The following is a 14,600-nucleotide window of genomic DNA, read 5'->3' as shown; positions in this document are numbered from 1 at the left end:
GACTAGACCATGCATTTCACTATTCAACGCGAAGCTCTGTTGAAACCCCTGCAACTGGTCGCTGGCGTTGTCGAGCGCCGCCAGACGCTGCCGGTTCTTTCCAACGTCCTGCTGGTTGTCGAAGGTCAGCAGCTGTCGCTGACCGGTACCGACCTTGAAGTCGAACTGGTTGGCCGCGTGACCCTGGAAGATGCCGCCGAACCGGGCGAAATCACCGTACCGGCGCGCAAGCTGATGGACATCTGCAAGAGCCTGCCCAGCGACGCCGTGATCGACATCCGCGTCGACGAGCAGAAACTCCTGGTGAAGGCCGGCCGCAGCCGCTTCACCCTCTCCACCCTGCCGGCCAACGACTTCCCCACCGTGGAAGAAGGTCCGGGTTCGCTGACCTTCAGCCTGGTGCAGAGCAAGCTGCGTCGTCTGATCGACCGCACCAGCTTCGCCATGGCGCAGCAGGACGTGCGTTATTACCTCAACGGCATGCTGCTCGAAGTGGGCGGCGGCACCCTGCGCGCCGTCGCGACCGACGGTCACCGCCTGGCTATGTGCTCGCTGAGCAACGGTGTGCCGGAAGCCCAGGATCGCCACCAGGTGATCGTGCCGCGCAAGGGCATCCTCGAATTGGCTCGCCTGCTCACCGAGCAGGACGGCGAAGTGTCCATCGTCCTCGGCCAGCACCACATTCGTGCGACCACCGGCGAGTTCACCTTCACCTCCAAGCTGGTCGACGGCAAGTTCCCGGATTACGAGCGTGTGCTGCCCAAGGGCGGCGACAAGCTGGTACTCGGTGATCGCCAGGTGCTGCGTGAGGCCTTCAGCCGTACCGCGATCCTCTCCAACGAGAAGTACCGCGGCATTCGTCTGCAGCTCTCCAACGGCCTTCTGAAAATCCAGGCGAACAACCCGGAGCAGGAAGAGGCGGAAGAAGAAGTGCAGGTCGACTACAACGGCGGCAGCCTGGAGATCGGCTTCAACGTCAGCTATCTGCTGGACGTCCTGGGGGTGATGGGTACCGAGCAGGTACGCATGATTCTCTCCGACTCCAACAGCAGTGCGCTGGTGCAGGAAGCGGACAACGACGACTCCGCCTACGTCGTCATGCCGATGCGCCTCTGACGCGTATCGATGTCCCTGACCCGCCTTTCGGTCACCGCGGTGCGCAACCTGCACCCGGTGACCTTCTCCCCCTCCTCCCGCATCAACATCCTCTACGGCGAAAACGGCAGCGGCAAAACCAGCGTGCTGGAAGCCATTCACCTGCTCGGTCTCGCCCGCTCCTTCCGCAGCCTTCGCCTGCAACCGGTTATCCAGTATGACGAACCCGCTTGTACCGTTTTCGGGCAGGTTCGCCTGGGCAACGGCTTCGACAGCAGCCTGGGTGTTTCGCGGGATCGTCAGGGCGAGTTCCAGATTCGTATAGACGGACAGAATGCGCGCAGTGCTGCGCAGCTGGCTGAAACGCTGCCGCTGCAGTTGATCAACCCGGACAGCTTCCGCCTACTGGAAGGTTCGCCCAAGGTTCGTCGGCAGTTCCTCGACTGGGGAGTGTTCCACGTGGAACAACGCTTCATGGTCGCCTGGCAAAGACTGCAGAAGGCCTTGCGGCAGCGGAACTCGTGGCTTCGACATGGTAAACTGGACGGTGCTTCGCAGGCTGCGTGGGACCGCGAGTTATGCTCGGCGAGCGACGAAATCGACGGGTACCGACGGTCCTATATCCAGGCTCTCAAGCCCCAGTTCGAGCGCACTCTTGCCGAGCTTATCCAGCTCGATGACCTGACGCTCAGCTATTACCGGGGATGGGACAAGGAGCGTGACCTGAGTGAAGTACTGTCTTCCAGCCTGCTGCGCGATCGGCAGATGGGGCATACCCAGGCAGGACCGCAACGGGCGGATTTGAGAATTCGCCTGGGGGGACACAATGCCGCGGAGATTCTATCCCGTGGCCAACAGAAACTGGTGGTCTGCGCATTGCGGATCGCCCAGGGGCATCTCATCAATCAGGCCAAGCGCGGTCAGTGCGTGTACCTGGTGGATGACCTCCCCTCCGAATTGGATGAGAAGCATCGGTTGTCTTTGTGCCGGCTTCTCGAAGATCTGGGTTGCCAGGTATTCATCACCTGCGTCGATCCGCACTTATTGAAAGACGGCTGGCGAACGGAAACGCCGGTGTCGATGTTCCACGTGGAACATGGGCGCGTCTCTCAGGACACTACCATCGGGAGTGAAGAATGAGCGAGAACACCTACGACTCTTCCAGTATCAAGGTACTGAAGGGGCTGGACGCCGTACGCAAGCGTCCGGGCATGTACATCGGCGATACCGACGACGGTACTGGCCTGCACCACATGGTATTCGAGGTGGTGGACAACTCGATCGACGAAGCGCTGGCCGGCTACTGCAGCGAGATCAGCATCACCATTCACACCGATGAATCCATTACCGTCCGCGACAATGGCCGTGGCATTCCGGTGGATATCCACAAGGAAGAAGGGGTCTCCGCAGCCGAGGTCATCATGACCGTGCTGCATGCCGGCGGTAAGTTCGACGACAACAGCTACAAGGTCTCCGGTGGCCTGCACGGCGTGGGTGTGTCGGTGGTGAACGCCCTCTCCAACGAGCTGCGCCTGACCATCCGCCGCGAAGGCAAGGTCTGGGAGCAGGTCTACCACCACGGCGTGCCACAGTTCCCGCTGCGCCCGGTGGGTGACACCGAGGGCTCGGGCACCGAGGTGCACTTCAAGCCCTCTCCCGACACCTTCCACAACATCCACTTCAGCTGGGACATCCTGGCCAAGCGGATTCGCGAGCTGTCCTTCCTGAACTCCGGCGTCGGCATCGTTCTGCGCGACGAGCGCACCGGCAAGGAAGAGCTGTTCAAGTACGAGGGTGGCCTGCGGGCCTTCGTCGAGTATCTGAACACCAACAAGACCGCGGTGAACCAGGTCTTCCACTTCAACTGCCAGCGTGAAGAAGACGGCGTGGGCGTGGAGATCGCCCTGCAGTGGAACGACAGCTTCAACGAGAACATCCTCTGCTTCACCAACAACATTCCCCAGCGTGACGGTGGTACCCACCTTGCGGGCTTCCGCTCGGCCCTCACCCGTCACCTGAACAACTACATCGAGCAGGAAGGCCTGGCGAAGAAGTTCAAGATCGCCACCACCGGCGACGACGCCCGTGAAGGTCTGACCGCGATCATTTCGGTGAAGGTGCCGGATCCGAAGTTCAGCTCGCAGACCAAGGACAAGCTGGTTTCCTCGGAGGTGAAGACCGCCGTGGAACAGGAGATGGGCAAGTACTTCGCCGACTTCCTGCTGGAAAACCCGAACGAAGCCAAGGCCGTGGTCGGCAAGATGATCGACGCCGCCCGTGCTCGCGAGGCCGCGCGCAAGGCCCGTGAGATGACCCGCCGCAAGGGCGCGCTGGACATCGCCGGCCTGCCGGGCAAACTCGCCGACTGCCAGGAGAAGGACCCCGCCCTCTCCGAACTGTACATCGTGGAGGGTGACTCCGCGGGCGGTTCTGCCAAGCAGGGCCGTAACCGCAAGACCCAGGCGATCCTGCCGCTCAAGGGCAAGATCCTCAACGTCGAGAAGGCTCGCTTCGACAAGATGCTGTCCTCCCAGGAGGTCGGCACCCTGATCACCGCGCTGGGCTGCGGTATCGGTCGCGAGGAGTACAACATCGACAAGCTGCGCTACCACAACATCATCATCATGACCGATGCTGACGTCGACGGTTCGCACATCCGTACCCTGCTGCTGACCTTCTTCTTCCGTCAGTTGCCCGAGCTGGTCGAGCGCGGCTACATCTACATCGCCCAGCCGCCGCTGTACAAGGTGAAGAAAGGCAAGCAGGAGCAGTACATCAAGGACGACGTGGCCATGGAGGAATACATGACCCAGTCGGCCCTCGAGGAAGCCAGCGTGCACGTCAACGAAAGCGCCCCGGGCCTGTCCGGCGAAGCGCTGGAGAAGCTGGTCAACGAGTACCGCGGCGTGATGCGTACTCTCGCCCGCCTGTCCCGTCTGTACCCGCAGGACCTGACCGAGCAGTTCGTCTATCTGCCCCGCATCGAGGTGGAGAAGCTGGGCGACCAGGCCGCCATGCAAAGCTGGCTGGAGCAGTACCAGGCCCGTCTGAAGTCCGCCGAGAAGTCCGGCCTGGTCTACAAGGTCAGCCTGCGCGAAGACCGCGAGCGTCACCTGTGGCTGCCGGAAGTCGAGATGGTCGCCCACGGCCTGTCGAGCTACGTCACCTTCAACCGCGACTTCTTCGCCAGCAACGATTACCGCGCGGTAACCGAGCTGGGCGCCAAGCTGAACAGCCTGATGGAAGAAGGCGCCTACGTGCAGAAGGGCGAGCGCAAGAAGACCGTGGCGAGCTTCAAGGAAGCCCTGGACTGGCTGATGGCCGAAGGCACCAAGCGCCACAGCATCCAGCGATACAAAGGTCTGGGCGAGATGAACCCGGAGCAGCTGTGGGAAACCACCATGGACCCGAACGTGCGTCGCATGCTGAAGGTGACCATCGAAGACGCCATCGCTGCCGACCAGCTGTTCAACACCCTGATGGGCGATGCCGTGGAGCCGCGCCGCGACTTCATCGAAAGCAACGCCCTGGCGGTGTCCAACCTGGACGTCTGATCCGCAGGCAAAAAGAAAGGGCCCTTCGGGGCCCTTTTCTTTTGTCCGGCTTTTATCCGGAGCCGCCTCAGGAGGCTTCGGCGACCGTTTGAGGCGTGGCCTCGGCAGGCAGCTCGCCCATATCGCGCAGGGTCTGCACGACCCAGTTCTCGGCGCGCTGGTTGAGCTCGGTGATGGCGCGTGCGCCCTCCCCCTCGGCATACATCGCCGGGCCGATCACGACCTGAATGGTGCCGGGGTATTTCGCCCAGCCGTTCTTCGGCCAGCAGTGCCCGGCGTTGTGCGCGATCGGCAACACCGGCAGGTTGGCGTTGACCGCCAGGGCCGCGCCGCCGCGGGAGAACTTGCCGATCTGGCCGGTGGGCACGCGGGTGCCTTCCGGGAAGATCAGCACCCAGGCGCCCTGCTTCAGGCGTTCGTCACCCTGCTTGGCCATCTGCTTGAGGGCCACCTTGGGTTGGTCGCGGTTGATGGCGATAGGCTTGAGCAGCGCCATGGCCCAGCCAAAGAAGGGCACGAACAGCAGTTCGCGCTTGAGCACCTGGCTCAGCGGCTCGAAGTAGCCGGTGAGGAAGAAGGTTTCCCAGGTGCTCTGGTGCTTGGCCAGAATCACGCAGGGCTGCTCGGGGATGTTCTCCACGCCCTTGAGCTCATAACGCACGCCCACCATCCAGGTCGCCAGCCAGACGGCGAACTTGCACCAGGCCTGGGCGATGAAGCGATAGCGCGCGCGGAACGGCAGGAAGGGGGCGATGACCAGGCTGAGGGTGCCCCAGACGAAGGCGCTGAAGGACAGCAGCAGGTAGAAGAGAACGGTTCTGATGGCCTGCACTGTGATGAATCCTCAGGAAAGTAGATGGGCAGCAACGGCTGCCAGATCGTCGAATACCAGGGTGCCCTCGGGCAAGGCTTTGCCCAGGGTGCGTTCGCCCTTGCCGGTCTTTACCAACACGGGCTGACAATCGACGGCCAGCGCGGCGTCCAGGTCACCCCGGCTGTCTCCCACGAACCAGATGCCGTGGAGCTCGACGCCGTAGTGGCGGGCGATTTGCTGCAGCATACCGGGTTTCGGCTTGCGGCAGTCGCAGCCGTCGTCGGGGCCGTGCGGACAGTAGACGATCACCCCGAGTTCACCCCCCTGCTCCGCCACCAGCTCGCGCAGGCGCTGGTGCATGCTTTCCAGCGTCGCCAGGTCATAGTAGCCGCGGGCGATGCCCGACTGGTTGGTGGCCACCGCGACGGTCCAGCCAGCCTTGCTCAGTTGGGCGATGGCGGCGATGGCGCTGGGGATCGGAATCCACTCGTCGAGGGACTTGATGTAGTCGTCGGAGTCCTGGTTGATGACACCGTCGCGGTCGAGGATCAGTAGCTTCATGCTTCGATAAGTCACGGGCTTCGATAAGTCGGAAATGAAAAAGCCGGGAGTCCGTTACGGCGAACCGTTGCGAACTCCCGGCTTTCAGGCGGGCATCAGCCCAGCAGCGAGATGTCGGCGACGCCGAGGAACAGCCCGCGCAGCTTGGCCAGCAACGCGTAGCGGTTGGCCTTCACGGCGTTATCGTCCGCGTTGACCAGCACTTCCTCGAAGAAGGCATCGACCGGCGCGCGCAGGGCCGCCAGACGGGCCAGGGCTGCGCGATAGTCGCGAGCCGCGGCTAACGGAGCCACTTCGCCTTCGGCAGCCGCCACGGCGCTGCCAAGGGCCTTCTCGGCGGTCTCGGCGAACAGGCCGGCATTGACGGCGGCAGGTACCTCGCCTTCGGCCTTGGCCAGGATGTTCGACACACGCTTGTTGGCGGCGGCCAGAGCCTCGGCTTCCGCCAACTGACGGAAGGCCTGCACGGCCTGCACGCGCTGGTCGAAGTCCAGCGGCGCGGTAGGCTTCAGGGCACGCACGGCCTGGTACACGGCCACGTCCACGCCTTCGTCCTCGTAACGGGCACGCAGACGGTCGAAGACGAAGTCCTGCACCTGCTCGGACAGGCCCGCAGCCTTCACCTTGTCGCCGTACTGGGCCACGGCCACGCCGATGGCGTCGGCCAGGTCCAGGTCCAGCTGCTTCTCGATGAGGATGCGCAGCACGCCCAGGGCGGCGCGACGCAGGGCGTAGGGGTCCTTGCTGCCGGTGGGCAGCATGCCGATACCGAAGATGCCGACCAGGGTGTCGAGCTTGTCGGCCACGGCGACGGCAGCGCCGGTCAGGGTGGTCGGCAGCTCGGCGCCAGCGCCGCGCGGCATGTACTGCTCGTTCAGCGCCAGGGCGACGTCCTTGGCCTCGCCACCGGCGGTGGCGTAGTAGTAACCGGCGATGCCCTGCATCTCCGGGAACTCGCCGACCATCTCGGTGGCCAGGTCGCACTTGGAGAGGATGCCGGCGCGGGCCGCGTTGGTCGCGTCACCGCCAATGCGCTCGGCGATGTAGGCGGCCAGCTTGGAAACGCGCTCGGCCTTCTCGTACACGGTGCCCAGCTGGGCCTGGAACACCACGTTCTTCAGGCGGGCGTTGAAGGCTTCCAGCGGCTGCTTCTGGTCCTGCTTGAAGAAGAACTCGGCGTCGGTCAGGCGCGGACGCACGACCTTCTCGTTGCCGGAGATGATGTGCTCCGGTGCCTTGCTCTCGACGTTGGCCACGGTGATGAAGCGCGGCAGCAGCTTGCCGTTGGCGTCCAGCAGGCAGAAGTACTTCTGGTTGTCCTGCATGGTGGTGATCAGGGCTTCCTGTGGCACGGCGAGGAAGCGCTCCTCGAAGGAGCACACCAGCGGCACCGGCCACTCGACCAGCGCGGTCACTTCGTCCAGCAGGTCGGCCGGCACTACGGCGGTGCCCTTCTGCTCGGCGGCCAGCTCGGCGACGCGCTTGGAAATGATCTCGCGGCGCTCGGCGAAGTCGGCCAGCACGTGGGCGCTGCGCAGGTCTTCCAGGTAGTTGGCCGGGCTGGAGATGCGCACGTTGTCCGGATTGTGGAAACGGTGGCCACGGGATTCGCGGCCGGCCTTTTTGGTCAGGATCTCGCAATCGACGACGTCGTCACCGAACAGCATCACCAGCCACTGGGTCGGGCGCACGAACTCTTCGCGACGGGCCGCCCAGCGCATGCGCTTGGGAATCGGCAGCTCGTTCAGCGAGGTTTCGACGATGCCCGGCAGCAGGTCCACGGCCGGCTGGCCGGCGATGGTCTGGCTGAACTTCAGCTTCGGGCCGCTCTTGTCGATCTGTTCCAGGTCCACGCCGCACTTCTTGGCGAAGCCGAGGGCGGCCTGGGTCGGGTTGCCGCTGGCGTCGAAGGCTGCTTGCAGTGGCGGGCCGTCGAGGTTCACGGTGCGGTCGGGCTGCTGCACGGCGAGCTGGTCGATCTGCACCGCCAGGCGGCGCGGAGCGGCATAGCAGCGCGCGGCGGCGTAGGTCAGGCCGGCGGCCTTGAGGCCCTTCTCGATGCCGGCCAGGAAGGCTTCACCGAGGCTTTTCAGGGCCTTGGGTGGCAGCTCTTCGGTGCCCAGTTCGACGAGGAAATCCTTCGCGCTCATTATTCGGCCTCCTTCAGCTTGGCCAGTACTTCGTCACGCAGTTCGGGGGTGGCCATCGGGAAGCCGAGGCGGGCGCGGGCCTGCAGGTAGCTCTGCGCCACGTTACGGGCCAGGGTGCGCACACGCAGGATGTAGCGCTGACGCTCGGTCACCGAGATGGCACGGCGGGCGTCCAGCAGGTTGAAGGTGTGCGAGGCCTTGAGGACCATCTCGTAGGTCGGCAGCGGCAGCTGCAGCTCGATCAGGCGGTTGGCTTCGCTTTCGTAGAAGTCGAACAGTTCGAACAGCTTCTCGACGTTGGCGTGCTCGAAGTTGTAGGTCGATTGCTCCACTTCGTTCTGGTGGAACACGTCGCCGTAGGTGACCTTGCCGAACGGGCCGTCGGCCCACACCAGGTCGTACACCGAATCGACACCCTGAATGTACATGGCCAGGCGTTCCAGGCCGTAGGTGATCTCACCGGTGACCGGGTAGCACTCGATGCCGCCGACCTGCTGGAAGTAGGTGAACTGGGTGACTTCCATGCCGTTCAGCCAGATTTCCCAGCCCAGGCCCCAGGCGCCGAGGGTCGGCGATTCCCAGTTGTCCTCGACGAAGCGGATGTCGTGGACCAGCGGGTCGATGCCGATGGCCTTCAGCGAGCCCAGGTACAGCTCCTGGAAGTTTTCCGGGTTGGGCTTGAGGACCACCTGGAACTGGTAGTAGTGCTGCAGGCGGTTGGGGTTCTCGCCGTAGCGGCCGTCGGTGGGACGGCGGCTGGGCTGCACGTACGCCGCGTTCCAGGTTTCCGGGCCGACGGCACGGAGGAAGGTGGCGGTGTGGAAGGTGCCGGCGCCTACTTCCATGTCGTAGGGCTGCAGCACCACACAGCCCTGATCGGCCCAGTATTTTTGCAGGGCGAGGATCAGGTCCTGGAAGGTGGGCACGGCGGGCGTAGTCTGGCTCACGAATTTCACCTGTGCTGGATATGCGACTAAAACCCGGCAGTATACCCCAGGACGCTTGCGGCTTGGGCCTCACAGCGATTTCCAGGCGCCCGGCGGAAGTTCGCGAATCCACAGGAAAATCCGCCGGATGACTGTGTTTTCATACAGTGGATTGGCTATAGTCGGACTTTTCCTGTCAGGACGACCGCCATGCCCCGCTGCTTCTGGTGTAACGACGACCCGCTGTACATCGCCTACCACGATGCCGAGTGGGGTGTACCCCAGCGTGATGCACGGGCGCTGTTCGAGATGCTGATCCTCGAAGGCGCCCAGGCCGGTCTGTCCTGGATCACCGTGCTGAAGAAGCGCGAACGCTACCGCGAGGTGCTGTTCGGCTTCGACCCCGAGCGCCTGGCGCGGATGAGCGACGAGGAAATCGAACAACGCATGCAGGACCCGGGCATCATCCGCAACCTTGCCAAGCTCAAGGCGGCGCGGCAGAACGCCCGGGCCTGGCTGGAGCTGGAGGACCCGGTGGGCTTCCTCTGGTCCTTCGTCGGCGGCCGGCCCAAGGTCAATCACTTCAGCGAACGCGGCCAGGTCCCGGCGGTGACGCCCGAGGCCGAAGCCATGAGCAAGGCCCTGCGCAAGGCCGGCTTCACCTTCGTCGGCCCAACTATCTGCTACGCCTTCATGCAGGCCACCGGCATGGTGATGGACCACACCACCGACTGCGATCGTTATGCCGAACTCTCCTGATCACGGACGGGGAAGTAACTTGTAGGAGCGAGCTTGCTCGCGAACAGCCCAACGCCGATGCCGCCGGAAACTCTGTTCGCGAGCAAGCTCGCTCCTACCGGGGATCAGCAGGGTGCGCTGATTCAGACGATTGAGATGCGTCTTTCGCCTTCACTCTGCGCCACTGGTTAGAATGTGCGCCTCTGAATGAAGGAGTTTCCCGTGGAGAAATTCAAGGGCGCACTGGTGGTGGGCTTCCTGCGGTTGTTCGCCATGCTGCCGTGGCGCGCGGTGGGGGCCTTGGGCGCGGGTATCGGCTGGCTGATGTGGAAGATTCCGAACCGCTCCCGCGAGGTGGCGCGGACCAACCTGGCGCACTGCTTCCCCGAGCTGTCGCAGGCGGAGCTGGAGAAGCTGCTTGGCCAGAGCCTGATGGACATCGGCCGCACGCTCACCGAAAGCGCCTGCGCCTGGATGTGGTCGCCGCAGAAGTCGCTGCAGTACATCCGCGAAGTGGAAGGCATGGACGTGCTGGAAGAGGCGCTGGCCTCCGGCGACGGCCTGGTCGGCATCACCAGTCACCTGGGCAACTGGGAAGTGCTCAACCACTTCTACTGCTCCTACGCCAAGCCGATCATTTTCTACCGGCCGCCCAAGCTCAAGGCGGTGGACGAGCTGCTGAAGAAGCAGCGCGTGCAACTGGGCAACCGCGTCGCGCCGTCGACGCCCGAAGGCATCAAGAGCGTGATCAAGGAAGTGAAGAACGGCGGCTGCGTCGGCATTCCCTGCGACCCGGAGCCGGATCTGGGCTCGGGCCTGTTCGTGCCCTACCTGGGCACCACCGCGCTGACCAGCAAGTTCGTGCCTTCCCTGCTCGCGCGCGGCAAGGCTCGCGGCGTGTTCTTCCACGCGGTGCGCCTGCCCGATGGCAGCGGCTACAAGGTCATCCTCGAAGCGGCGCCGGCGGATATGTACGACAAGGACATGGAGGTCTCGGTCGCCGCCCTGAGCCGTGAGCTGGCCAAGTACGTGCGCGCCTACCCGAGCCAGTACATGTGGACCATGAAGCGCTTCAAGAAACGCCCGGAGGGCGAGGCCCGGTGGTACTGAACCAGGCGCTCCGATCGTTATCACGCCCCTGGATCCCTGACCCAGGGGCTTCCGGCTCGGCTTCTCCAGCCCCCGCCCCATACGCCATGCGCGTCCTGCAGTTGCCTTCCCCGTCGTGCCATGCATTTGCCGGCTTGACCTGACCCCCTGGTTTCAGGCCCATTAGTGCGCTGACATTCAGGACGGATGCCACCCATGGCCAACCAACGGCAACACCCACGAACCCCGATGAAGTGCCGGATCAAGATCAGCCATCCCAGCTTCGGCGAGGTGTTCGGCCATACCCGTGATCTGTCCGACGGCGGCGTCTACGTGCGTCACGAGGCGCTGGCCGGGTTGCCGGAAGGCACCCAGGTCAGCGGCCAGGTGCAGGACCTGCCGATGGAAGCGCCGGTTCTGCTGATGGAAGTGATACGCACCGACGCCGAAGGCGCCGGCCTGCGTTTCGTCGAAGAGGACTAGCTCGCCTCGTTCACCGCACTGAGGAACGCCCGCGTCCGCTCATGCTGCGGATGCCCGAACAGCTGCTGTGGGCTGCCCTGCTCCAGGATGTTGCCCTGGTGGAAGAAGCACACCCGGTCGGCGAACTCACGGGCGAAGCCCATCTGGTGAGTGACCATCAGCATGGTCAGGTTGTGCTCGGTGCCCAGCCGGCGCACCACGTTGAGCACCTCGCCGCACAGCTCCGGGTCCAGCGCCGAGGTCACCTCGTCGAACAGCATCACCTTCGGCCGCATCGCCAGCGCGCGGGCGATGGCCACCCGTTGCTGCTGGCCGCCGGAGAGCTGCGAGGGATAGTGGTCGAGCTTTTCGCCCAGGCCGACCATTTCCAGCAACTCCACCGCACGCTCGCGGGCTTCGTCGCGGCGCATGCCCAGCACCTGCACCGGCGCCTCCATCACATTGCGCAGCGCCGTCATGTGCGGGAACAGGTTGAAGCACTGGAAGACCATGCCGATCTTGCTGCGCACCCGGCGCACATGGCTTTCCGGCGCGCGCACCAGGCTGTCGTTGCGCATCAGATGGGTCAGCGGTTCGCCGTCCACCGAGATCACGCCGCTGTCGATGGTCTCCAGGGTCATCAGCGCGCGCAGCAGGGTCGACTTGCCGGAGCCGCTGGGGCCGATGATGGCGACCTTCTCGTTGGCGCCGACTTCCAGGTTGAGGTCCTTGAGCACGCTGAAGCTGCCATAGCTCTTGCACACGTTGCGGAAGCTCACCATCGGCTGGGCCGTCTCGGCGCGCGCGGTCGGCGCCTCCTGGCCGGTCTTGCGGGGCGACATGGCCCCGGCAGCTTGCAGGGAGTGAACGGACATCGGAGTACCTCCAGAGGATTCAGTCATGGCAGCGCCGTGCGTTTTTCCACCTGGCGGACCACACCGGCCAGGCTGATGCTGATGAGCAGGAAGAACACCCCGACCAGGGTGATCGGCTCCAGGTAGCGGAAGCTGTCGGAGCCGATGTTCTTGGCCTGCTGCATGATTTCCACCACGGTGATCGCGGAGAGCACCGGGGTGTCCTTGAACATGGCGATCAGGTAGTTGCCCAGCGCCGGCAGCACCGGACGGATGGCCTGGGGCAGGATCACCTCGCGGTAGGCCTTGAACGGCGAGAAGTTCAGCGCCGTCACCGCCTCCCACTGCCCGCGCGGCACCGCCTCAAGGCCCGCGCGGTACACCTCGGCGGTGTAGCAGGCATAGTGCAGGGCGATGCCCAGCGTGCCGGCCACCAGCGCGGTCATGTTCAACCCGTAGGTCGGCAGCACGTAGAACAGGAAGTACACCTGGATCAGCAGCGGCGTGCTGCGGATGAACTCGATCAACCAGGCCGCCGGCCACGACAGCCAGAAGTGCCGGCTGCGCCGGGCGATGGCGAACAGCAGGCCGAACACCACCGCCAGGGCGAAGCCCACCAGGGTGATGGCGATGGTGCGCAGCGAGGCGTGCAGCAGTTGCGGCAGGATCTGCCAGGCGAAGTGCCAGTCGAAGAGTTTCATCACAGGCCTCCGCGGATTCGGCCATGCCCCAGCCAGCGCTCCAGGCGCCGCATGAGGAAGACGATGATCTGGGCCATGACGAAATACAGCACCAGGGTGAGGACGAAGATCTTCAGCGTCTCGAAGGTCGCCTGGTCGAGCTGGCGGGCGCGGAAGGTCAGGTCGGAGAGGGTGATCAGCGACACCAGCGAGGTGTTCTTCAGCAGCTCGATCAGCAGGTTGGTGCCCGGCGGGATTGCACAGAGCAGCGCCTGCGGCAGGATGATCCGGCGAAAGCGCGTGAAGGGCGTCATGTTCAGCGCCAGCGCCGCCTCGTACTGCCCCTTGGGCACCGAGCCGATGGCGCCGCGCATCACCTCGGCCCCATAGGCGCCGATGTGCAGGCCCAGGCCGATGATCGCCACGCTGTAGGCGCTCATCTCCAGGTTGAAGGGTGGCAGCGGCAGCACGAAGTACAGCCAGAACAGCTGCACCAGCAGCGAGGTGCCGCGGAACAGCTCGATGTAGCTGATCGCCAGCCAGCGTACCGCCGGCCACGGCGAGAGCCGGCCGAGCGCGGCGATGACGGCGGCGACGACCGCCAGCAGGGAGCCGAAGACGGTCACCTGGATAGTGACCCAGGCGCCCTCCAGCAGCAGAGGAAGCAACTCACCCATGATACGCATCCCGTAACGACAGGTTCGACGGAACGGCCAGGCGGGCGCGCTCTAAGGCAGAGCCGCGCCCTGCCCGGTCACTGTTTGCAGAGCTCGGCGGCGGTCTTGTCGGTGACGTTGGACTTGTCGAAGCCGAACGGCTTGACCGTCGCCAGGTGCTCGGCGCTGCCCAGCCACTGCTTGAGCTGTGCGTTCACCGCGTCGCGCAAATCCTTGTCGTCCGGGCGGAAGGCCAGGGCGCCGTAACCGATGTGCGACGGGTCGTCCTTGAAGTCGGCGATGGCTTCCACCGAATCGCCGCCTTTCGCCGCGAGGCCCTTCATGGTCAGCGCGGTGCCGACGCTGGCATCGGCGCGGCCGGCGCGCACGGCTTGCAGCTGGGCGGTGGTGTCGGGCACCTGGACGATCTGCTCCTCTGCCACACCCTCGGCGCGGGCATAACCCAGCTCGGCGGTACCGGACATGATCGCCAGCTTCACGTCCGGGGCGTTCTTCACGTCGGCGTAGCTGTGCAGGTTCTTCGGGTTGCCCTTCTTCACCAGCAGCGAATCGGGGATCTGGTAGTGCGGGTCCGTGAAGATCACCTGCTGGCAGCGCGGCGGGGTGATGTACATGCCGGCGGCGATCACGTCGAAGCGGCCGGCGCGCAGGCCGGGGATCAGCGCGCCCCATTCGGTGAGCACCGGCTCGATCTTCTTCACGCCCATCTTGGTGAAAATCTGCTTGGCGATTTCCGGGGATTCACCGGTGACCTTGCCGGAGGTCTCGGTGTAGGCGAAGGGCGCTTCGTTGGCGTAGCCGATGCGCACGGTGCCTGTGCTCTGGATGCGTTCGAGGGTGGTCTCGGCGTAGCTGCCGGCGCTGGCCAGCGCGCAGGCGACGAGGGTACAGGCGAGGCTCAGGCGGTGCAGCAAAACAGGGGCGGTACTCATCTTCGGATCTCCTGATCTTCTCTTGCCGCACACGTTCGGCGGGCGGCGATGGATGGCAGGTAGCAATG

General features: G+C 64.5%; 13 protein-coding genes and 1 pseudogene. 6 read left to right on the top strand and 8 right to left on the bottom strand.

What is annotated here, in order from left to right:
- The first annotated feature begins 9 nt into the window (after positions 1-9).
- The 3 genes and pseudogenes from dnaN (at position 10) to gyrB (ending at position 4,649) form a co-directional block, all read left to right on the top strand.
- On the top strand, positions 10-1,116 hold the full coding sequence (dnaN, locus tag ACQ5BL_RS18380) for a DNA polymerase III subunit beta (RefSeq protein WP_243807258.1): 1,107 nt from the start codon (positions 10-12) through the stop codon (positions 1,114-1,116).
- 9 nt (positions 1,117-1,125) lie between these two features.
- Positions 1,126-2,228 (top strand): annotated as a pseudogene (recF, locus tag ACQ5BL_RS18375) (DNA replication/repair protein RecF).
- Between the two features lie 3 nt (positions 2,229-2,231).
- Positions 2,232-4,649 (top strand): DNA topoisomerase (ATP-hydrolyzing) subunit B, encoded by a 2,418-nt coding sequence (gene gyrB, locus ACQ5BL_RS18370; protein WP_243807226.1) that lies wholly within the window; start codon positions 2,232-2,234, stop codon positions 4,647-4,649.
- Between the two features lie 67 nt (positions 4,650-4,716).
- On the opposite strand, the gene ACQ5BL_RS18365 is transcribed toward gyrB, so the two are convergent.
- From ACQ5BL_RS18365 to glyQ, 4 genes are all read right to left on the bottom strand, one after another.
- Positions 4,717-5,487: a lysophospholipid acyltransferase family protein gene (locus ACQ5BL_RS18365; protein ID WP_243807529.1), complete on the bottom strand. Its 771-nt coding sequence runs from the start codon at positions 5,485-5,487 to the stop codon at positions 4,717-4,719.
- 6 nt (positions 5,488-5,493) lie between these two features.
- A complete protein-coding gene (gene gmhB / locus ACQ5BL_RS18360) occupies positions 5,494-6,024 on the bottom strand; it encodes a D-glycero-beta-D-manno-heptose 1,7-bisphosphate 7-phosphatase (RefSeq protein WP_207884871.1) in 531 nt (176 codons plus the stop codon).
- A 95-nt stretch (positions 6,025-6,119) separates the two neighbouring features.
- Positions 6,120-8,174 carry a glycine--tRNA ligase subunit beta gene (gene glyS / locus ACQ5BL_RS18355; RefSeq protein ID WP_243807223.1) on the bottom strand — a complete coding sequence of 685 codons (2,055 nt, stop codon included), beginning with the start codon at positions 8,172-8,174 and terminating at the stop codon, positions 6,120-6,122.
- Complete coding sequence (gene glyQ, locus ACQ5BL_RS18350; protein WP_207884869.1) at positions 8,174-9,121, bottom strand: glycine--tRNA ligase subunit alpha; 948 nt, start codon at positions 9,119-9,121, stop codon at positions 8,174-8,176. Before glyQ ends, glyS begins: the two co-directional genes overlap by 1 nt.
- A 189-nt stretch (positions 9,122-9,310) precedes the next feature.
- On the opposite strand from glyQ, the gene ACQ5BL_RS18345 reads away from it, so the two are divergent.
- The 3 genes from ACQ5BL_RS18345 to ACQ5BL_RS18335 all read left to right on the top strand — a co-directional run bounded on the left by ACQ5BL_RS18345 (position 9,311) and on the right by ACQ5BL_RS18335 (position 11,410).
- Positions 9,311-9,859 (top strand): DNA-3-methyladenine glycosylase I, encoded by a 549-nt coding sequence (locus tag ACQ5BL_RS18345; RefSeq protein WP_207884868.1) that lies wholly within the window; start codon positions 9,311-9,313, stop codon positions 9,857-9,859.
- Between the two features lie 201 nt (positions 9,860-10,060).
- Complete coding sequence (locus ACQ5BL_RS18340; protein ID WP_207884867.1) at positions 10,061-10,948, top strand: lysophospholipid acyltransferase; 888 nt, start codon at positions 10,061-10,063, stop codon at positions 10,946-10,948.
- A 195-nt stretch (positions 10,949-11,143) separates the two neighbouring features.
- Positions 11,144-11,410 (top strand): PilZ domain-containing protein, encoded by a 267-nt coding sequence (locus ACQ5BL_RS18335; protein ID WP_207884866.1) that lies wholly within the window; start codon positions 11,144-11,146, stop codon positions 11,408-11,410.
- On the opposite strand, the gene ehuA is transcribed toward ACQ5BL_RS18335, so the two are convergent.
- The 4 genes from ehuA to ehuB all read right to left on the bottom strand — a co-directional run bounded on the left by ehuA (position 11,407) and on the right by ehuB (position 14,532).
- Positions 11,407-12,231, bottom strand: coding sequence for an ectoine/hydroxyectoine ABC transporter ATP-binding protein EhuA (ehuA, locus tag ACQ5BL_RS18330; protein ID WP_279381558.1), 825 nt, complete (start codon positions 12,229-12,231; stop codon positions 11,407-11,409). The two genes, ACQ5BL_RS18335 and ehuA, sit on opposite strands and share 4 nt — an antisense overlap.
- Positions 12,232-12,287: 56 nt before the next feature.
- A complete protein-coding gene (ehuD, locus tag ACQ5BL_RS18325; protein ID WP_207884865.1) occupies positions 12,288-12,944 on the bottom strand; it encodes an ectoine/hydroxyectoine ABC transporter permease subunit EhuD in 657 nt (218 codons plus the stop codon).
- Positions 12,944-13,600, bottom strand: coding sequence for an ectoine/hydroxyectoine ABC transporter permease subunit EhuC (ehuC, locus tag ACQ5BL_RS18320; protein ID WP_207884864.1), 657 nt, complete (start codon positions 13,598-13,600; stop codon positions 12,944-12,946). The genes ehuD and ehuC overlap by 1 nt, the downstream gene beginning before the upstream one ends.
- Before the next feature lie 77 nt (positions 13,601-13,677).
- Complete coding sequence (ehuB, locus tag ACQ5BL_RS18315; protein ID WP_243807190.1) at positions 13,678-14,532, bottom strand: ectoine/hydroxyectoine ABC transporter substrate-binding protein EhuB; 855 nt, start codon at positions 14,530-14,532, stop codon at positions 13,678-13,680.
- Between the last annotated feature and the right edge of the window lie 68 nt (positions 14,533-14,600).

Origin of the sequence: Pseudomonas sp. B1-22 (assembly GCF_050474425.1) — a bacterium.
Taxonomy (GTDB): Bacteria; Pseudomonadota; Gammaproteobacteria; order Pseudomonadales; family Pseudomonadaceae; genus Pseudomonas.
Note: the sequence above shows the minus strand (reverse complement) of the source record. Positions and strands in the feature narration are given on the sequence as shown.